Genomic DNA, 21820 nt, shown 5'->3' with positions numbered 1-21820 from the left:
TGAAATGATCAAGCAGGTACAGATTTTTCATAGTAAAGAAAGCCGTTTTTTTGAAAAAAATGACGTCGTTGCCATCGAGGAGCCGCTCGAAATTCAATTGGAATACGGTCCAAAAACGGGAAGGAAAATTCAATCACTTTCAGTAACCATGCGCACTCCCGGTAATGATGAGGAGCTAGCCGTGGGATTTCTTTTAACGGAAGGCATCATTTTTTCTAAAGAAAATCTTGCCGAACCAATGAGCTTTTCGGCTGGGGAAAATAAAATTCTGATTCGCTTGGCAGAAAATTTTGCCCCGGAACTTAAAAAACTGAAGCGTAATTTCTACACTACTAGCAGTTGCGGCGTTTGCGGAAAGGAAAGCATAGAGGCCATTCACCAAATTTGCAACGTTGAAATTGAGGAAATTCAGTTAAAAATCTATTTGGAAACAATAGCGCAATTGCCTGAGAAACTTTTTCAGGTACAAAAAACATTCGTGAGCACCGGCGGCATCCACGCTGCTGCTTTTTTCAACAAAAATGGAAGTTTAATTTCCTTTCGGGAAGACGTGGGCCGCCACAATGCACTCGATAAACTTATAGGTGCGGAGCTCATAAATTTTGACAAACAGAATTTTGCCCTTTCAAACACAATCTTACTGCTCAGCGGGCGGGCAAGTTTTGAGCTTATTCAAAAAGCCGCGATGGCGGGTGTCAAAATCGTCTGTGCCATTGGCGCGCCCAGTAGCCTCGCTATCGAGACCGCGCTAGCTTTTGATATAACCCTTGTTGGATTTCTGAAAAAAAATTCGTGTAATGTTTATTGCGGCGAGCAGCGTATTTTAAATTTAGTTAATAATGAAAATAAGAATTAGGGACAATAGCGTCCGGCTTCGGTTAACGAAAACCGATATTCGGAATTTGAGGGATAATCATTTGGTTTCAAGCAAAACTGAATTTTCCCAAGTTGAAATTTTTGAATACGAATTGCGAAGCGATACTGCTTACACTGAAATTTCAGCAAAATTCAAAGAGGGAAAAATAACAATTCAAATTCCTTTACGTGACGCCGAAATTCTTACCGAAACCGAAGAAATCACCATTCGCGGAACACAAAATAATGGAATGGATTCTCAACTTTCACTGTTGATAGAAAAAGATTTGGAGTGCATCGATGCCACAGATGAAGATCAATCTGATATGTATGAGAATAAAAAATCCATTTGTTAAGGATTTTCTGAAAAGATAAGTCTTCCCAAAAAAATGTAACTTGAGAAATATTTAAATTTTAAAATTTTGTCAGAAAAAGAAAATAAAGCCATACATCCAGAAAATCCCGAGAAATTAAAGGACATTAAACTGGGAAAAGTGTATAAAACTGCTGCGGGGTTTGAAGCTGTAGCCTCCACCGCCAAACATATTCTTGAAGAAATGAACGTTTCGCGCGGATTTATTGCGCTTCAAAAATTGAATCAAGTTGATGGGTACGACTGCCCAGGCTGTGCGTGGCCAGACCCGGACGACCATCGCAGTTCCATAGCTGAGTATTGCGAAAATGGAGCTAAGGCCGTGGCCGAGGAAGCTACCACAAAAATTTTGGACCCTGCTTTCTTTAAAAAATATTCCATTGCTGAAATGTCTGATTGGGACGATTATAAAATCGGGAAAAGCGGACGTATTGCCCAACCCATGTATTTGCCTAAAAATGGAACCCATTATCAGCCACTTGCGTGGGATGAAGCTTTTAAAATTCTTGCGACACATTTAAATGGTTTGGAAACTCCAGATGAGGCTATTTTTTATACCAGCGGCCGCACAAGTAATGAAGCTGCATTTTTATACCAGTTATTTGCGCGTGCCTTTGGAACAAATAATTTACCGGACTGTAGCAACATGTGCCACGAGAGCAGTGGCGTGGCATTGGGCGAACAATTGGGAATTGGAAAGGGCTCGGTAAAACTGGAAGATTTATACGAGGCCGAGGTGATTTTTATCCTCGGCCAAAATCCAGGGACAAACCACCCACGGATGCTCAGCGCTCTGGAAAAAGCGCACAAGAATGGTGCATGTATTATTGCTGTAAATCCCTTACCTGAAACTGGACTCTCCGCTTTCGCCGATCCACAGTCCGTTAGCGGAATGTTGGGGATAGGAACAACCATTTCAAATATCCATTTGCCGGTAAAGATTAATGGTGATATGGCACTTTTTCAAGCTATCAATAAATTATTGATTTTGGAAGAGGAAAAAGAACCGGGGAAAATTTTAGATAAAAAATTTATTGCCGAAGATACCCACGGATTCGGGGAATACAAAAATCATTTGATGCAACAGGATTTGGATCTGCTCGCAGGAACCTGTGGAATTCCATTGTCCAAAATCAAGGAAGTTGTTGAAACGATAAAGTATTCAAACAAAATTATTACGTGCTGGGCTATGGGTCTCACACAGCATAAAAATTCCGTTGATACCATAAAGGAATTGGTGAATACGCTTCTTTTAAAAGGGAGTATAGGCAAACCCGGAGCGGGCACGTGCCCCGTGCGTGGCCATAGCAACGTGCAGGGCGATAGAACGATGGGTATTTATGAAAAGCCTTGGGACTGGCTATTGGAAAATCTTGAGAGAAATTTCGGGTTTATACCTCCCAAGGAATATGGACATGATGTGGTAGATTCCATTGAAGCAATGCACCGCGGCGAATGCAAGATTTTTATGGGTATGGGCGGAAACTTTTTGAGCGCGACCCCAGATACTCAATATACGGCAAAGGCGCTTCAACAGTGTGATCTTACGGTGCACGTAAGTACAAAATTGAACAGAAGCCATTTGGTTACAGGAAAAGAAGCTTTAATTTTTCCAGTCTTGGGCCGAAGCGACGAAGATTTGCAAAACGGGGAAAAACAATTTGTTACCTGTGAAAATTCAATGGGCGTAATCCAGCGAAGTCAAGGTGTTTTAAAACCCATAAGCGAAGAATTGCTGAGCGAACCCGAACTCATCTGTAAAATGGCAATCGCAGTTTTGAAGGAAAACGAAAAAATTCCGTGGAGAAAATATATGGGCAATTATGACGCCATTCGGGATGCCATTGAAGTTACAATTCCGGGATTTGAGGATTATAACAAGCGGGTGCGTAATTACGGTGGATTTTATTTGCCCAATTCTGCGCGGGAAGGTTATTTCCCTACGGAAACCAACAAAGCAAATTTTTCAATAACACATATTTCGCCATTTCATATAAAAGAAAATGAATTATTGATGATAACCATCCGCAGTCACGATCAATACAACACTACCATTTATGGTTTAAATGATAGGTACCGAGGAATTAAAAACGAGCGCAGGGTTATTTTGATGAATAGGGAAGATATGGATGCACATAACCTGAAACACCTCGAGCAAGTAGATTTGTTCAATTTTAGTGATGGCAGGGAACGCGTAGCCAGAAATTTTTTAGTCATTGAATATGACATTCCAAAGCAATGCGTGGCTACGTATTTTCCGGAGACTAATGTTCTTGTTCCCATAAAATCCGTAGCGGAAAAGAGCAACACGCCAACCAGCAAATCTGTAATTATTGAAGTGCGGAAGCATTCAAAATAAATAAAAAATTCAAGCTTTCAACCTTCGAGTCTTTTTACCTTCGCAAAAAAACCTGAGTATGCTTAAAGCAGTAATATTTGATATGGATGGCGTAATCGTGGACACGGAACCGCTTCACAAAAAAGCCTACCACAATATGTTCAGTGATGTTGAAATCGAAGTGAATCCCGTAATGTACGAAGGTTTTACCGGGCAGTCTACCGAAAATATCTGCAAATTTTTATGTTCCGAATTTCAACTGAGCCGCGATCCTTCAGATTTAATGGCTATCAAAAGAAAGCATTTTAAATACCTTTTTGAAAATGATGCGGAATTAAGTCTTTTGGATGGCGTACTTCCCTTAATTCAGAATTACTATAACCACGGAATGAAACTGGTATTGGCGTCTTCAGCATCCATGCCAAATATCAACAGTATTTTTAAGCGGTTTGATTTGGATAAATATTTTATTGCAAAATTGAGCGGCGCGGATTTAAAGGAATCAAAACCGCATCCTGAAATATTCATCAAAGCCGCGCAGGTTACTGGATTTTCAACGGGTGAATGTATTGTTATTGAGGATTCTACCAATGGGATTGAGGCGGCGAAGGCAGCAGGAATTTTCTGTGTGGGTTATAATAGTCTCCATTCCAAAAATCAGGATTATGGAAAGGCGGATTTGGTGATACAGAATTTTTCCGAAATTGAATATGATAAAATTTCACATTTAGTCTGAAGCAAATTTCCCTTGAGCTGAAAATTCTCAGGGATTATTAGTAGTTTTAGAAGTAACAAAACTCCCGTATGGACTATTTTTCTATTGCAACAATCATAATTACGCTGGCTGCCATTTTCGGCTACATCAATGTGCGCTTTTTGAAACTGCCCAATTCCATTGGGCTTATGTTGATTACCATTCTCTTCACATTTGGGGTTTTTGCTTTAAGTTATATAGACCCAACACTATTAAATGCTGAAAAATATATAATCGAAAAAATTGATTTTAGAACCATTCTCTTAGATGTTATGTTGAGTTTCTTGCTTTTTGCGGGGGCGCTCCATACTAACTTTGAACAGCTAAAGGTGCAGCGCTGGCCTATATTAATGTTCTCTACGCTTGGGGTACTGATGTCAACTTTTTTGGTGGGTACGGTTCTATATTTTTTGCTTCAGCTTACACCACTTTCAGTTGAATATATTTATTGCCTCCTTTTCGGAGCGCTTATTTCTCCCACTGATCCCATTGCGGTATTGGGAATTATGAAAAAGGCCGGAGTTCCCAAAAATTTGGAGGCCAAAATCGTTGGAGAATCCCTATTCAACGATGGAATTGGCGTAGTCTTGTTTTTGACTATTTTTCAAATTGCCTCATTTGGGGAGCAAGAAATTACTGCTTTGGGAGTTCTCCAGTTATTTGGCACAGAGGTGATTGGTGGAATTCTGCTCGGTTTGGTTTTGGGCTGGGGAACATATAAACTTTTAAAATCAATAAATGATTATGATATTGAAGTGATTATAACCCTTGCTACAGTAATGCTGGGAACCGCAATTGCCCATTTCACGCACGTTTCCGCACCTCTGGCAATGGTAGCTGCTGGACTTTTTATAGGAAATGATATTGTGAGACAGGGTGCTATGAGCGAAACCACAGAAACCTACGTCGATAAATTTTGGGAGCTCGCAGACATTCTTTTGAATACGGTTCTATTTGTTTTAATAGGAATGGAAATGCTTGTCCTCTCTCTGGAAACAACGTACATAATCGCTGGGGTGGTTGCAATCCCAATAGTTTTGGGATGCCGATATATTTCGCTATTGTTTCCCGTAAATTTCTTTAAGGAAAAATTGAAATTTGTTCCGCACACGGGGCTAATTATGACTTGGGCAGGATTGCGTGGGGGTATTTCCATTGCTTTGGCTTTGGGTCTTACAGAGCAAATGCATCGCGAGTTTTTTCTGGTTGTAACCTATGTTGTTGTAGTTTTTTCCATATTCGCACAGGGACTCACGGTTGGAAAACTCGTAAACCGATTGGTTCCTCGTGTTAAACAGCAGGAGGTTTAATGCTATTTTTATTTTGACAATTACATTACCTTCGCAACATTAAAAAATGAACAAATGAAGTACCTTAAAAGCAGCTTGCTTTTCGCACTGCTCCTTTCTATTATTTCCACAAATGCACAGGAAGTAAATCCAGACAATCAGCATCTGTTTAATGATTTTACGTATCGCCAGGGCAATGTATATCGCACGGCGTCCGGAAAGCCCGGACCGGAATATTGGCAAAATGCGGCAGATTATGACATCAATGTTTCGCTGGATGATCAAACCAATATGATTTCAGGTGATATAACAATTCATTATACCAACAATAGTCCAGAAACATTGGATTTTGTGTGGCTTTTCTTGGAACAAAATCGTTTTACTGAAAATTCACGAGGAACATTGACAACGCCTATTGAAGGAAACCGTTACAATGGTGATGTGGAAGGCGGCTTCAAATTGACCAATATTTCAGCGAAAACAAAATCCGGTACTTCTTCGAAATATATTATTTCAGATACACGGATGCAGGTGTTTTTGGATAAACCTCTTGCTGCAAAAGGGGGTGAAGTAGATATTAAAATGAATTTCAGTTTTAAGGTTCCCGTTGAAGGAATGGATAGAATGGGAAGGTTGAACGTCGCTGAAGGAACCATCTACGCAATTGCCCAATGGTATCCACGCGTTGCCGTTTTTGATGATGTGGTTGGCTGGAATACAGATCCTTATTTGGGCGCGGGCGAATTTTACTGCGAATATGGAACCTTCAATTATCAAGTTACTGCACCGGCAAGTCTTACCGTGGTTGGCTCCGGAGTTTTACAAAACCCGAATGATGTGCTCACTAAAACGCAACAGGAACGATTTTCCCAAGCTTCAAAAAGTGATAAAACGGTTTACATAATTAAACCCGATGAAGTGGGAAAACCAGCGGCCCACACAAAAAATAATGGTACGCTTACGTGGAAATATAAAATGGAAAATACACGCGATGTAGCTTGGGCAGCTTCAAAAGCGTTTATTTGGGATGCCGCGAAAATCAATCTTCCCGATAATAAAACCGCATTGGCACAGTCAGTTTACCCAAAGGAAAGCGATGGTGCGATGGCTTGGTCCCGTTCTACCGAATTCACAAAGGCGTCCATTGAATTTTATTCCAAAACATATTTTCCTTATCCGTACGCAAATGCCATAAATGTGGCGGCTAGCGTGGGCGGAATGGAATATCCGGGCGTGAGTTTTTGCCATTATCAAAGCAGAGATGCAGATTTGTGGGATGTTACAGATCACGAGTTTGGCCATAATTGGTTCCCAATGATTGTTGGCAGCAACGAGCGTCGCTATCCCTGGATGGACGAGGGTTTCAATACGTTTGTGAATAATTACAGCACGGAGGCATTCAATAATGGCGAATTTCCCACAACGGTAAACAAACCACGAAACCTCAATAGATATCTTACTTTTGAAAACCGCGAGGGCATTGATACCTATCCGGACGTTGCAAACGCGCGCAACCTGGCATATACTGCGTATTACAAACCCGCAGCCGGACTATTTATCCTTCGCGAATATATTTTGGGCGCCGAAAGATTCGATAATGCCTTCAATAGTTACATTAAAACATGGGCGTTCAAGCATCCACAGCCCAATGATTTTTTCAACCATATAGAAAATGTGGCCGGCGAAGACCTGTCTTGGTTTTGGAAAGGCTGGTTCTTCGGAAATGGAAATATCGATTTGGGCGTCACCGATGTTACTACGCAACCGGGCGGTTCAATAATTACTTTTGAAAACAGTGGGCAAATACCGATGCCAGTTACCTTCAAAGTAATCTATGCTGATAATACTTCAGAAATAAAAAAGCTTCCTGTTGAAATCTGGCAACGCGGAAATTCTTGGGATTATTTCCTGAAATCATCAAAAGAAGTTATCAGGGTTGAAATGGATCCGGATAAAATGCTTCCAGATGTAAATATTCTAAACGATACCTGGAACAAATAATGTTTTTGAAACAGATTGAAAAGCCGCTAAATATCAACTAGCGGCTTTTTTCTTAAGAATAATTTTTCTGAAATATTTTATTGATTTCTAATTGTATTCCACGGGAGTGTTAAAGTGAAGTACATTCTTTTTGCCGTGTTTTTTTAAATGACTTCGAATAATGGCGTGCGTATGGTAAGTAGCATTTTGAAGCTTTAAAAATGGTTCATAATCCTGAATATCGCAAATAGCTTCAGAGCGGTCAAAATATCCAAAACCTTTATATTGGCCATCCCGCACCAATGCAAATGAAATTTCATTTTCCGTGCGACCTTTCCCTTGAATGGCAAATGAGGGCTTTTCTTCCTGAAATGATTTGATGGCAGCTTTAACCTTCGCATTATATTCCTCTACGGTTTCCGTGCCTTCGCAAATACCGTCGCAATTTTTAATTCGGTAATGGCTGCATACTTCAACATTGCTTTGCAGCGTGCAATAACGGGGGCAAAGTTTGAAGTCCTCACAAATTTTTTCAAGTTTTTCCGTGGCTTCGGTTCTGTTGTAAAAAGTGCTCACGGAATCTTGCGAAACGCGCGCTTTTCCCAAAGCCAATTGAATGATGCCGCGCTGGTTCACATAACTAATTATTTGATATGTACTTACGGGCCATTTCTGGGCCCTGTTGAATTTGGGGTAATGTTTTCTGATGTGTTCCGATTCCAGCAGAAGCGCCAATAATTCATTTCCAGTAACCTCGTAATCAATAAAATGGGTTTCTTGCCCAAGATGGTATTCCTTGGATTTTTTGTCATAAAAATGGGAGAGCACGCGTTTTTTGATATTTATTGCCTTTCCTGCATAAATAACCTGATGTTTTTGATTTTTGAAAAGATAGATTCCAGCTTCGTTGGGAAGTTCGTTAATCTGTTCTGCTGCCAAATGAGGGGGAAGCGTAGCCTGCTTTGACCTTGGGTTTAAAAACGAATTGAATACCGAAAAATCCTCATCCAGCGAAAGCAATCTTTGAAAGAGAACAACCGTTGCATCTACGTCACCCTCCGCACGGTGTCTGTTAAAATGCGGTATGTTTATGGTAGAGCAGAGCCGCCCCAAACTATATGAGAGCATACCGGGTATCAATTTCCGGGAAAGCCGGACGGTGCACAATTTTTTTCGGTTGTAGCTATAGCCTAAGAGTTTAAATTCATTCCTCAGAACATTGTAATCGAAAGAGACATTGTGCGCCACGAAAATGGCGTCTTTGGTAAATTCCTCAATTTTTTCGGCAATCTCGTAGAATTTCGGTGCGTTTTCAACCATCACATCGTCTATTCCCGTTAGAGCGGTAATGTGTGTGGGAATAGGTTTCTCGGGATTCACAAGCGTTGTGAATTTGTCGATAAATTCAGCACCGCGCAAAAGGGTAATACAGATTTCGGTAATGCGGTTGCCGGCAATACCGCCGCCCGTGGTTTCCACGTCTATAATTGCAAAAAGTTGATTCATTCTTTTGGGAGTAAGAAACACAAATGTAAAAAAATATCTTTATTGGTTTGGATTATTTCCTATAAAATGGAAAAAATCCAAGAAAAAATTTCATTCAATTTTCCTTTATTTTAATTTGTTCTAAATAAGAATAAATGATAGTTTTGTACCCAATTTTAGAAAGAGATGTACAGATCCCCACTTCTTACTTTGATTAGTCTATTTAGTTTTGTTGCGCTTTTCGCTCAAAATGAACAGGTTAAGGATTCTTTGAAAGCTGAAAGTTTGGAAGAAGTAGTGGTTACAGGACAAATCAATCCGCAGTCGGTAAGCAAATCGGTTTTTGAGGTGAAAGTAATTTCCAGAAATGATATTGAGCGCCAAGCGGGAAATAATCTTGCGGATATTCTGAATAACACTCTTAATCTTAACATTACTCCAAATACATCTACAGGTAAAAGCGGGGTTAGCCTTTTTGGACTGGATAGCCAGTATTTTAAGGTTTTGGTTGACAATATTCCCATTATAAATGAGGAAGGCGTAGGAAACAATACAGATCTCACGCTTATAAATCTGGATGATATTGAGCGGATTGAAATTGTGGAAGGCGCAATGGGCGTGCAGTACGGCGCAAATGCGGTTTCTGGGATCATCAATGTGATTACAAAAAAATCTGCAAAAACAGATTGGGAAATTGGTGCCTACGTGCAGGAAGAAACCGTAGGCGATGAATATGAATGGTTTAGCAAGGGGCGCCACATTCAATCCCTAAAATTGGGCCATAATTTTAGTGAAAACATATATGCCAACGCAGTGTTCACCCGAAATGATTTTGGCGGATTCTGGAATGGAAAAATGGGTGAGAAATACGATCGAAATGACAGCCTACGTGGTCACGAATGGCTTCCGAAATTACAGCAGAATGCAAAGGCATTGGTTTCTTATTCCAAAAATGATTTTAAAGTTTTTTACCGTTTCGAATATCTAAATGAGCAGATTGAGGATTACAGCAGGAATATCTCACTTGGTTTAAACGATGCCACGGGAACCTCAAATCCCTTTGCGCAGGACCGCATTTTTACCAACAATCGATACTACCACCATTTCAACGCAACTGGGGCTATTTTCAATCAAGTGGATTACAACATTTCTTTGAGCTATCAAGAGCAAACAAAAGATATTGAGCGGTATACCTATATTATACGGGATGATTTAAAGGAAAATATTGAAAAGGGTGAGTTTCAGCAGCGCAGTGCATTTTTCTCGAGAGGAACGTTCAGCAACTTTTTTGCTTCTGAAAGAGTAGGGCTTCAAGCTGGTTACGAATTGACAAACGAGCGTGGCACTGGTTCAGCAATAGCCGTTATAATTAACCCTGGCGATGATTCGGTAAGGCAAAGCCTTGATAATTATGATTTTTTTGCTTCTTCTGAAATAACCATAACCGATAGATTTTCATTACGTCCCGGAGCTCGCGTTTCGTTCAGCAATCTCTTTGAAACGCAATACATCGCTTCCTTAAGCGCCAAACAAGCACTCAATAATGGGTGGGAGCTGCGAGCAATATTGGGTTCGGCAAACCGAACGCCCAATTACGATGAATTGTTTACATACTTTGTGGATGTGAACCATAATGTGCAGGGAAACCCTGATTTGCTTCCGGAGAAAGGGCTGTCCGCATTTTTTCATATAAAGAAAAATAGTGCGCTATCTGAAGGAAAAATCCGAATAAAAAATAAATTGAGCTTCAATTATCTGGGCCTAAGCGATAGGATTGAATTGATTGTGGTACAGCAGAATCCGCTTGAATTCCAATACAGTAATATTGATAGCTTCCGGGCGGTAGGCGCCTTTACTGAAAATGAAATATTTATTGGGAATTTTAAAGGTCAGTTGGGCGCATCATTGCAGGGAATTTCAAAAGTCTTGGAAACCCGTACAACCAATGATGATTTTCTTTTCAACCTTCAACTTAATGCGAATCTCGCTTATAAAGTCCCAAAATGGAACACCACATTTTCCGCATTTTTTAAATATATAGGCGAGCAGCAGCAATTTGTGGAGCAGACAGATGAAGCTGGCCAACAGGTTTTTGAGGTGGGTAGAACGGAAGGCTATAGTTGGCTTGATGCAACTATAAGCAAATCATTTTTCAAAAACCAATTTGTGGCGACGCTTGGTTCTAGAAACGTTTTTAATGTTACCTCAGTTAATTCGTCAGCTGTGGATGGCGGTACGCATAATGGCCCGGCCACGCAGATTCCGTTGGGCTACGGTCGATCTTACTTTTTAAAATTAGCTTATAATCTCAACCTATAAATTATGAAATCTTCAAAAAAATTTATTTATATATTGTTGACTCTGATGGGATTTTCCTCTTGCAGTTCAGATGACAATAATTTAAAAGGAGATCCTTTTGTTGTAGCATTTTTGGACCGTTCTGCAAACCTTGGTGAGGTTGATTTTAATAAAAATATTGAAATGATCTATTCTGAAACTGCAACCAGCGATGGTGCAGTCACAGTGGATATTGAAGTAGACAATGCTATATATGGCATTGACTTTACTACCGAACCTGCAGCTGTTGATGGAAAAATAACCCTTCAAATAAATGCGGGGGATAATGGCAATGGTTTCGTGTTTAGCAAATTGAATCCTGACCTAAATGAGATCACTTCAATGGTTAGATTTGAAATTGAAACTATTGATTATCCCGATGCTGACATTCGTGGTTATACTTCATTCCAGCTTAACTTAGACGGGGAGGCAGCATTTTTGGGTGGAAGCATAGCCCCGGAAGTTGGCGGCCCTAACCAGCAGAATCAAATATATGTTGATCTGAGCGGAAAAACTTCCCACAAAATCCAACGTGATGCCTGGGATTTGGCTTTCTTTTCAAAAGAAGGATTTAAGGTGGGGATAAATGGTTCTATTTACATGGCTGCCGCCGAACTGCAGGAAACCAACATTGATAACATCTCACAAACCGATGTGGAAGATTTGATGCCGCAAGTGGCTGTGGGAACTTTTGACCCAGCCAATGAAGCCTATATTGATTATCCCGATGGCGATATAAACCGAACCGCAATAAGCGAAATCAATCTGGACGATGCACAGAACAAAGTGTATCTGCTGAATTTGGGTTATGAGGTTGGAACAGAAAGTCCAGTTCCCGGAAGCGTGGCAATAGCGGGAAGCGCGCGGGGCTGGAAAAAAATTAGAATCCTTCGTAGTGGTGATGGTTACCTACTTCAATATGCAGGTTTGAACGATTCCAGCCACCAAGAAATAACTATTAGCAAATCACCGGGTTATAATGCTACGTTCTTCAGTTTTAATTCGAATGCTGTGGTAAATGTAGAGCCCGAAGCAGATTCTTGGGATCTTAACTTTACCGTTTTTACCAATATTATTGAAGATGCCGGTTCCTATGGTTTTTCTGATGGCGTATTGCACAACCGCAAAGGTGGTGTTACTGCGTATAGCGTAACCACAAACCAATATGCATACGAATCATTTTCAGCTTCAAACATTATTGAATCCAATTTTCAGCAGGACCAGCGTACCATTGGCGCAAGTTGGAGAGAAGTAATGAATACCGATAAAGTGCTTATTGATTCCATTTTTTACATCATCAAAGATGCGAATGGCAATGTTTACAAGCTAAAATTTACCGCACTTCTCAATGGAAATGGAGAGCGTGGTTTCCCCGAATTCAAATACGAACTTTTACAATAATTATAAAACCCAAACAACTTTTAAATTCCATAGAATGAAAAAACTATTACAGATTGCAGCCATAGCCCTAACGGGTGCACTCGCTACAGCTCAAACCAATGTAAACCTTTCAATGGGCGCAGGCTACACCGATGAGGTTTATTACAAACTTTCAACTGAGGAAACTAACACCTACACGGCTGCGAGTTGGGATATCGCATTTTTACGCATAAGCCCAATGGACATAAGCATTCGAGTAAATGATGGAATAGGAATCCAAGTTTTTGAGGCTGCCGATAGCGCTTCAGATTTCGATAACATCGATGTGGCTGATGAAGCTTCTTGGACACCTTTATTCAATGACGATACCAATTGGGAAAATGGCGCCTTTATGCAAGGTTCCGCTACGTATGGCTGGGGAGAATATAATCCGGTAAGCCACCACGTAGAGGGAACAATTGTTTTTGTATTGAAATATGCAGATGGAACCTATCGCAAATTCATCAATGAAGATTACTTCGGCGGATACACGTTTAAATACGCAACTTGGAATGGAACGGCTTGGGTAGGCGAGACTACAACAATGGTGGCTAATTCCAGTAATCCAGACAACCGTTACAATTATTATTCGCTTCAAAATAATGCTGAAGTTGTTGCAGAGCCAGCCCAAAATAACTGGGATTTCGTTTTTAGAAAATACAATACCTATCTAGATCCTCCGGGCGAGAATTATATTGTTACCGGAACGTTGCACAACCCAAATGTTACGGTGGCACAAAATGATGAACCGAGCGGTGCGGGCAATCCAAACGGACTTTTTTATTCTGAAGAAATTAATACTATCGGTAGCGATTGGAAGTCTTTTGACGGAAGCGGTTACAGCGTTAACAGTGATGTGGCCTATTATGTGAAGTATGATGAAAACACCGTTTATCGCGTGGTTTTTGATTCGTTTGAAGGGTCTTCAACCGGTAATTTCAGCTTTAATTATGAAGATGTTTCAGGTCTTTTGGGGCTAGAGAATATTTCAGAAGGAGTAACATTCGGTATCTATCCCAATCCTTCAACTTCTAAAATAGTCAACATTGTTTATGATTTGAAAAACTCTGTTTCCCAGAATAATTCAATTTCGGTTTATAATATCCAAGGACAATTGGTGCATACTTCAAAAGTAGATTCAAACAACGGATTTTATAATAAAAGCTTAGACCTTTCAGCGCTTTCCAGCGGAATGTATTTGGTGCGGTTTTCTTCTGGAAATCAATCTATCACAAAAAAACTAATTCTAAAATAATTTAAAATGAAAAAAAGTATTGTTTTACTATGCTGCCTTGCCATTTCGGCTATTTCGCTGCAGGCGCAGAATAAAAAGGAATTGGATAAAAAATCCATAAAAGAAATGTGCGGATGCTTTGAGGTAACCTTCAACTTCGCTGAAACCTTTAACTACAGCAAGGATTCATTGTACAAACCTTCACACAATGAAATTTCAAAAGGTTTGGAATGGGCAGAATTGGTGACTGATGAAGATAACAAAATTGTAATCCAGCATTTGCTGCAAGTGGGCAATCCCGCAGAGCCAATGGTCGTGAAGCACTGGCGCCAAGATTGGCTTTATGAAAATACTGATTTGTATTCCTATAACGCAGATAACACCTGGAAATACATTAAAAAACCTGCCAATGAAGTAAAAGGGCAGTGGACGCAAAAGGTATATCAGGTGGATGATAGCCCGCGTTACGAAGGTTCCGGCTCGTGGGTGCACGTGGACGGCAAGGATTATTGGGAAAATACCAGCAATGCACCGTTGCCAAGACGTGAGTACACCACGCGTAGCGATTACAATTTAACAGTGCGCGGAAACCGCGTAGAAATTACTGATTTTGGCTGGGTTCACGACCAAGACAATGAGAAGGTAATTCGCGAAGCCGGAAAGGAAGATGTTGTTTTGGCACAGGAAAAAGGAATCAATAACTATGTAAAAGTAGACGATAGCCGTTGCGCCGTTGCGGCAAAATGGTGGAAGGACAATGCTGAAAAATGGGCGTTGGTCCGCAATAAATGGGATCAAGTGTATGCCCGCAAAAAAGATCTTTCTTTAGAAGAAAAGGTTGAGAACAAGCAACTTTATAAATTTTTATTTGAAGAGGAAGGATATAACGATAAAGCCTCAATTGATGGTGTTATCGATTCTTTTGTGAAGAAATAAATTTTGTTGAAATAGCCTAAAAACTTTACCACGAAATACACGAATCTCTTAATTGATAATTCGTGTATTCGTGGTAAAATTGAAATTATTTTGAAGACCAAAAAAGGCGGATAAATTAAAAATTCTATGAAACAGTCAGTAGTTATTTTCTTATTTTTTATTTCCATTACTGTAGTTGCGCAGCAGAAAAACGTGCTTCACGATCGGACTTTTTGGAAAGAAAATCCAGATTTGGAAACTGTAAAAAGAAAAATTTCTGAAGGAAATGATGCAACGGCATTAAACGAAAACGGTTTTGACGGCACTGTTTATGCGCTTCTCGAAAATGCAAATAGTGAGGTCATCGCATATTTAGTATCGCTCGAAGGAAATCCGGTGGACAAGCGCACGCACGACAGCCGCATATATTTGCACTGGGCAGCGTACGCCGCAAATCCCGAAATGGTACAATTACTTTTAGAGAAGGGTTCATCCATTACAGCTTTGGATAGCCACGGCGCAACACCGCTTACTTTTGCCGCTGGTTCCGGACTTACGGACACTAAAATTTATGATCTATTTATCGCCAATGGCGTCACCCTTTCTGAAGAAAAAAATGAGGATGGAGCAAACACCTTGCTTTTGGCAGCGCCTTATTTAAAAGATGTAAATGAAACAGATTACTTCATCAGCAAAGGAATTTCTTTAAATAGTACAGATAATGATGGCAACGGAATTTTTAATTACGCCGCCAAAAGAGGAAACATTGATTTCTTAAAATCACTCGTAAAAAGAGGTGTTGATTATAAAACGTTGAACAAAACCGGCGGGAATGCTTTTCTATTCGCAGCCCAAGGCACACGCGGTTTTGAAAATAAAATCGAAGTTTATGAATATCTAAAAAGCCTTGGATTAAAACCAAACGTGGTTACAAAAGATGGTTACACGCCCTTGCACCGTTTGGCGTATGGAAATTCAGATAAAGCAATTTTTGAATTTTTTCTGGAAGCGGGAGCAGATGTCAATCAAAAAGATGCAGATGGAAACACACCGTTTTTAAACGCCGCTTCGCGAAATAATTTGGAAATGGTGCAACTGCTTTCAAAAAACGTAAAGGATTACAATGCGAAAAATGAAAAAGGCCAGACCGCGCTTTTGTTGGCGGTACAAAGAAATAACCCAGAAGTAGTTGAATTTTTATTGCAAAAAGGGAGCAATGCTTTGGTAAAGGACACAAGCGGAAATACCGTGGCATATTATTTGGCAGCATCCTTCAACTCAAAAAAACCGGAAGAATTTCAAAGCAAACTGAAAATGCTTCAGCAAAAAGGAATCAAATTGAATACCATTCAGGCAGATGGAAATACACTTTATCATATTGCAGCGAAGGAAAATAATTTGGCACTTTTGAAAAATCTTTCAGCGTATGAAATTCCAGTAAATGCCGTAAATTCTGAAGGTTTTACAGCTTTGCATCTTGCAGCGATGAAGGCTGAAAACGATGAAATGATGAAATATTTACTAGCAAATGGTGCCGACAAAAATGCAAAAACTGATTTTGAGGAAACGGCATTCGATTTGGCAAGCGAAAACGAAATGCTGCAAAAACAAAAAGTAGAATTACAATTTTTAAAGTAAAATGAAGAAATTTTTTAAAGCAATTCCAGTACTATTTATCGTCGGCTTCGTAATCGCAGGTTTCACAGCTGCCGAAAAAAAAGCGGTAAAATGTATGATCCAAATGACCAATTATTCGGGTGAAGGTGCATACATAATTGTTTCACTTCTAAACCCAAAAGGCGAATACGAAGAAACGCTACAAGTACTCGGAAAAGACCCGGAGTGGTACAGCGAAATCACTGAATGGTGGAAATTCTACGGCAAGCGTCGGCCAAATATCGATGCCATTTCTGGTGAAACAATCAGCGGTGGCGAACGTACGGTAAGTGTACTTCAAATTCCGGTGGATAAAATTGATAAAGGCTACAGCCTTCGCTTTGAAACTTCCGTGGAAGACGTAAAATATTACAAAGACGACCTCCAATTTCCGCTCACTTCAGAAAATTTAAAGAGCAAGCAGGAAGGCAAAGGATTTATTCGTTACGTTCGTATGCTTACGCAATGATAGCAATTAGCGATTAGCGATTTTTAAATAATAGTTTCAAAATATTTAAACTAAAAAATAGTTTTATTGGTGTTCAAAATTATTTTAGATGGATATAACAAAACCTTGGAGCTACTTATTTTATATTTTGGCAATTTTTCCATTCTTATTCATAGTTTTTTTATTGGCATTTTATTTTCACGCCGGATTTTTATTTGGCCATCTCCCAATATCAAGTATAAATGATCCTCAAAACTTTGAAGTATATTCATTCTATGCCCCATTAATTACTTGGAGTGTGATAATTTCATTCTTTTCATTTTTTTTATGGATTCTGATAATTCTAATAATTTCATTTAAGAATAGAAAAAACTTACATATAAAGCCGATTTTCACATCATCAATAATATATTTGATTGCAATTATTTTGTTTTTTTCAAAGATTACAGAATGGGTTGGCGACTGATTAAAACGTCAATAAACAAAATAGGTTCATCTAATTAATAACACATCCCTAATCCCTAATCCCTAAAAATTTGACCCTTTCCCTCTGGAGGTACAGTCATTTAGCACTTGCCGTCGTTTCTTCCCTCTTTTTGTTGGTGGCCTCGGTTACTGCGGTGATTTTGGCGGTCGAGCCGATTGCGCACCAAACAAAAGGATTTGCGGTTGAAAATCTAGATGAAGTCTCGTTGGCAGAGTCAATTACGGGGTTGAAGAAAAATTACGATGAGGTTTTTTCTTTGGAAGTGGAATTGTCCGGCTTCGTAAAAGCCTCAGTACTCACCGAAGATTTTGAAACAAAGGATATTTATATTAACCCAAAAACGGGCGAAAAGTTGGGTGAAGTTGCCAAACGACCTGAAATCTATAGTTTCGCCACCAATCTGCACCGTTCATTGTTTTTAAAAAGTATTGGCCGCTTCTTTGTTGGGCTCGTTTCCTTATTACTTTTTTTAATTGCCATTACCGGAATTTTCCTGCTTGCGAAACGGCAGGGCGGCATTAAAAAGATTTTCTCGAAGGTGCAAAAAGAATATTTTGAAATGCGTTATCACGTAATTTTGAGCCGAATATTCTTTATTCCTATTGTCATTGTTGCGCTTACGGGCGTATATCTTTCCGCGGAAAAATTTGAATTGTTGCCAAATACTTCGGCAGAATTTCAAGAAAATATAGCTTCGGAAGAAACCCAATTTTTTGAAAACCTTTCAGAAATCCCTTTTTTCAACGAAACAAAACTTTCAGAAATAAAAAAGGTGGATTTCCCATTTTCCGAAGATGCCGAGGATTATTTTCACATTGCCTTAAACGATCGCGAAATTAAACTGAACCAGCAAACCGGCGCAATCGTTAGCAGAGCGGAATATCCATTTGTTGCTATTGCATCTCGCTTTAGTTTGATTTTGCATACTGGCGAAGGCAGCGTTTTGTGGTCCATAATTCTTTTAATCGCCAGTGCATCCATTATTTTCTTTATGTATTCCGGTTTTGTGATGACACTGAAAAGACGGAAAAAAGTTGTCGCAAATTCCGTTATGCCAAATAAAGATGAATGTGAGTTTGTAATTTTAGTCGGTTCAGAAACGGGAACAACGTTTGATTTTGCCACCCGACTTTACAATGCGTTGACCCATTCAGGAAAACAAGTTTTTATGACAGAACCGAACAATTATTCAGTTTATGCCGAAGCAAAACACATCCTATTTTTAACAGCGACGTATGGCGAAGGCGAAGCGCCAACAAATGCCCGTAAATTTGAACCGCTTTTCAAAACCATCAATCAGCCCAATAAAATCAACTATTCGGTTGTGGGGTTTGGTTCTTTGGAATATCCCAATTATTGTGAATTTGCGATAAAAATTCAATCGCTATTGCAATCCAAAACTGGGTTTGAATCCGTGCTGCCACTTTATAAAATTGACAATGCAGATTTTACGGATTTTCAGAAATGGGCTAAAAAATATAGTGAAAAATTAGCAATTCCATTAAAAATTGAAACTCCAAAACCCACGAAAAAGCCAAAATTGATTTCTTTTGAAGTTTTAAAAAGAACAGAATTAAATGTTGACGATACATTTTTAATTCAATTAAAACCGAAGCGAAAAAGGAAATTTACCTCTGGCGATTTGCTTTCAGTTTTTCCGGATGCTTCTGGAATTGCCCGTCAATATTCAATTGCCAAAATGGATGATTCCATTTTATTGAGCATAAAAAAACATGAATTTGGAAAGGGATCAAATTTTCTTTTTGGCCTGCAAGCTGGCGATTCGCTAAAAGCTGCCATAGAAACCAATCCAGATTTTCACTTTCCGAAAAAAACAGATTCAGCAATTTTAATAGCAAATGGGACTGGGATTGCACCTTTTTTGGGAATGGTCCACGAGCGGAAAAATGCCCATATTCAACTGCTTTGGGGCGGGCGCACCCAAAATTCTTCGGCTATTTACGATTCGTATTTAATGTTTGAGGATTTCAGAAATAAAAATCTGCACGTTCAAAAATGCTTTTCGCGGGAAGCATCAAAAAAATATGTACAGGACTTGGTAGCGCAAAGCGGAAATAAAATTTTGAATACCGTGAAAAATAATGGATGCATCATGATTTGCGGTTCACTATCAATGCAGCACGGCGTGCTGGAAGTTTTAGAGGAAATTTTAAAGAAAAATCCGAGCCTCTCGCTTGATGTTTTGATGCAAAAAGGTCAATTAAAAATGGATTGTTATTGATGTTTTATTCTTTTTGAATAAAAAATAATGATTCTTTGGTTTTTGTGTTTATAGAACTTCATTTTAAAAGATTACCGTATAATTATTTAACTAACTTAATTGTTTTGTAAGAAAAATCTATCTTTGCAAATTTCCAAAATATATGAAAAAAGGATACCTACTCCTACTTTTGTTTTTTGCAAGTTTGGCACCGTCCCTCGCCCAACGCCCCAATATTAAAAGGCTCACGGAACAAATAAGCAAAAGCATAAACACAAAACCAGATTCTGCCAAAATATACATCGCACGGCTTTTGGAAAATTCCGAAGGATTACACGATACTATTTTGGCTAAAAACTATTCCAATCTCGGCTTAATCTACAACAAGCAGGCGGTTTTTGATACTTCGGAATTTTATATTAAAAAAGCGATTGTTTTCACAAAGGAGTATCCGCTTTTACAGGCACGCCAGTATATGAATTTGGCCATAAACTACCGTACCGCTTCACGGTATCAGGATTCATTTGAAGCTCTTGAAAAGGCAAGCGAGCTTTTCAAAAAAGCCAACAACAAAGAGGGGCAAGGGATGGTCTATGGCGAAATGGCTTCCAATTACAACTATATGCTGGATAGCGAAAAAGCTATGGAAGCACTGAAAAAAGCTATTAAAATCTTAACCGAAGCTGGCAATAAAAGAGAGATTTACGCGGTAAAACAGAAACTCGCCAATGTTTATTACAATAGCGGCGATTATACGTTTGCTAAAGAATTATACGGAGAGGTTTTGCCCAAATTTGCCGAGGACAAAAGCACCAACTATTATTATACCTTGATGAATTATTCAGATTGCTTGATGCATTTTGAAGAATACACGGAAGCTGAAAAAGCATTGACTGAAGTGGTAGCGGGCTTAAAAGCAAGAGGGAATCACGAATACGCATATTTTGCGATAAGCAAATTGGGTCTTGTATATACAAAAACCAATAGATTTTCAAAAGCTAAAGCAGCTGTGCGGGAAGCCTACGATGGTTTGCTAAGGTTGCATTCGCCGCGCTTTATGGATGTGGCGGGCCAATATTTGGAATTTTTGAATTCCCAAAACAATTTCAACGAAGCCCTTGCGGTCATTGAAGATGTAAAAGCCTCATCCAGTATTCCCAGACTCAAGCTGAATGCAGATAATGAGATCTATTTTTTGCGGAATGCTGTAGTTACGTATGGCAATAAAGGGCTGACCGATAAATCTATTGCGGCGTACGAAAGGATGGATTTTCTGAAAGATTCAGTGAATGATGCGGTGAACAAATTAAAAGCGAAAGAGCTGCAGGAAGCCTATCAAAACGACTTGCGGCGGGAACAAAATTTGGTGCTTTCAAAAAACAATGAATTATTGAAAGAGAACAACGCGAAGGAGCGTAATATTTTCATTTTGGGAATTCTTCTTTTGTTGCTCATTATTGGGATAGGGATTTCCATTTACATCAATAACCAAAACAAGTTAAAGCTTCAAAAAGAACGCGTTGCCAATTTAGAAATCTCGAAAAAATCACTTGAAGAAAAAGCCCATCTTGAGGGACAGCTTTTACAGGAACGTTCCATAACCTTGGAAAATAAGGAAAAGGAATTGGTAGATATTTCCCTGGAAATGGCGAACGTGCAGAACAAAATAATAGAACTCGTAGAAGCGCGTGAAAATCCTGAAGCTTCAAAAAAATTGGCTTCAGACATTGCTGCTATTCTGAAAAAACACAATTATTGGAAATATTTCAAAAATAAGTTTATTGAGGTCCATCCAGATTTTGCCTCGGTTTTAACGGAAATGTTCCCAACGCTTTCCGAAAATGACATTGCCTTTTGCTGTATGTTGCGACTGCAGCTTTCTCTCAAGGAAATTGCCGCCCTAATGGGCACAAGCGAACATGAAATAATTTCAAAAAAGGAATTCATTCGAAGCAAAATGGGCTTACAGCACGATGAGGAAGCTTTTGAAAAATTGATTGCGGAGGTTTAACTACAACTCATACTTTTC

The 21820-nt window shown here is 39.3% G+C and carries 15 protein-coding genes; 14 read left to right on the top strand and 1 reads right to left on the bottom strand.

Going from position 1 to position 21820, the window contains the following annotated elements; translation table 11 throughout:
* Positions 1–4: 4 nt before the first annotated feature.
* The 6 genes from fdhD (at position 5) to KIV10_RS00865 (ending at position 7610) form a co-directional block, all read left to right on the top strand.
* Entirely contained in the window at positions 5–856 is an 852-nt protein-coding gene (fdhD, locus tag KIV10_RS00890; RefSeq protein ID WP_214111603.1) for a formate dehydrogenase accessory sulfurtransferase FdhD, read from the top strand.
* Positions 840–1211 (top strand): DUF7009 family protein, encoded by a 372-nt coding sequence (locus tag KIV10_RS00885; protein WP_214111602.1) that lies wholly within the window; start codon positions 840–842, stop codon positions 1209–1211. Before fdhD ends, KIV10_RS00885 begins: the two co-directional genes overlap by 17 nt.
* A gap of 66 nt (positions 1212–1277) precedes the next feature.
* Complete coding sequence (locus KIV10_RS00880; protein ID WP_214111601.1) at positions 1278–3587, top strand: FdhF/YdeP family oxidoreductase; 2310 nt, start codon at positions 1278–1280, stop codon at positions 3585–3587.
* 58 nt (positions 3588–3645) lie between these two features.
* Positions 3646–4302 (top strand): HAD family hydrolase, encoded by a 657-nt coding sequence (locus KIV10_RS00875; RefSeq protein WP_214111600.1) that lies wholly within the window; start codon positions 3646–3648, stop codon positions 4300–4302.
* Positions 4303–4370: 68 nt separating this feature from the next.
* Positions 4371–5630 carry a cation:proton antiporter gene (locus tag KIV10_RS00870; protein ID WP_214111599.1) on the top strand — a complete coding sequence of 420 codons (1260 nt, stop codon included), beginning with the start codon at positions 4371–4373 and terminating at the stop codon, positions 5628–5630.
* A gap of 54 nt (positions 5631–5684) precedes the next feature.
* Positions 5685–7610: a M1 family metallopeptidase gene (locus KIV10_RS00865; RefSeq protein WP_214111598.1), complete on the top strand. Its 1926-nt coding sequence runs from the start codon at positions 5685–5687 to the stop codon at positions 7608–7610.
* Positions 7611–7697: 87 nt separating this feature from the next.
* Here KIV10_RS00865 and KIV10_RS00860 read toward each other — a convergent pair whose 3' ends face one another.
* Entirely contained in the window at positions 7698–9095 is a 1398-nt protein-coding gene (locus KIV10_RS00860; RefSeq protein ID WP_214111597.1) for an exonuclease domain-containing protein, read from the bottom strand.
* 165 nt (positions 9096–9260) lie between these two features.
* Between KIV10_RS00860 and KIV10_RS00855 the strand changes: the two genes are divergently transcribed.
* From KIV10_RS00855 to KIV10_RS00820, 8 genes are all read left to right on the top strand, one after another.
* The gene (locus tag KIV10_RS00855; RefSeq protein ID WP_214111596.1) at positions 9261–11393 is read left to right on the top strand and encodes a TonB-dependent receptor plug domain-containing protein; all 2133 of its coding nucleotides are present in this window, start codon (positions 9261–9263) and stop codon (positions 11391–11393) included.
* 3 nt (positions 11394–11396) lie between these two features.
* Positions 11397–12812 (top strand): HmuY family protein, encoded by a 1416-nt coding sequence (locus KIV10_RS00850; RefSeq protein ID WP_214111595.1) that lies wholly within the window; start codon positions 11397–11399, stop codon positions 12810–12812.
* A 34-nt stretch (positions 12813–12846) separates the two neighbouring features.
* Entirely contained in the window at positions 12847–14085 is a 1239-nt protein-coding gene (locus KIV10_RS00845; protein WP_214111594.1) for a T9SS type A sorting domain-containing protein, read from the top strand.
* A 6-nt stretch (positions 14086–14091) separates the two neighbouring features.
* Positions 14092–15000 carry a DUF6607 family protein gene (locus KIV10_RS00840; protein WP_214111593.1) on the top strand — a complete coding sequence of 303 codons (909 nt, stop codon included), beginning with the start codon at positions 14092–14094 and terminating at the stop codon, positions 14998–15000.
* A gap of 126 nt (positions 15001–15126) precedes the next feature.
* Complete coding sequence (locus tag KIV10_RS00835; protein ID WP_214111592.1) at positions 15127–16617, top strand: ankyrin repeat domain-containing protein; 1491 nt, start codon at positions 15127–15129, stop codon at positions 16615–16617.
* Between the two features lies 1 nt (position 16618).
* Positions 16619–17104, top strand: a complete 486-nt coding sequence (locus KIV10_RS00830; RefSeq protein ID WP_214111591.1) for a DUF2271 domain-containing protein — start codon at positions 16619–16621, stop codon at positions 17102–17104.
* Between the two features lie 515 nt (positions 17105–17619).
* Positions 17620–19812: a PepSY domain-containing protein gene (locus KIV10_RS00825; protein WP_214111590.1), complete on the top strand. Its 2193-nt coding sequence runs from the start codon at positions 17620–17622 to the stop codon at positions 19810–19812.
* A gap of 142 nt (positions 19813–19954) precedes the next feature.
* Positions 19955–21802: a tetratricopeptide repeat protein gene (locus KIV10_RS00820; protein ID WP_214111589.1), complete on the top strand. Its 1848-nt coding sequence runs from the start codon at positions 19955–19957 to the stop codon at positions 21800–21802.
* Positions 21803–21820 lie beyond the last annotated feature (18 nt).

This window comes from Aequorivita echinoideorum (genome assembly GCF_018476645.1).
Taxonomy (GTDB): Bacteria; Bacteroidota; Bacteroidia; order Flavobacteriales; family Flavobacteriaceae; genus Aequorivita; species Aequorivita echinoideorum.
The sequence above is the reverse complement of the archived record's forward strand: the minus strand, read 5'-3'. Positions and strand labels throughout refer to the sequence as shown.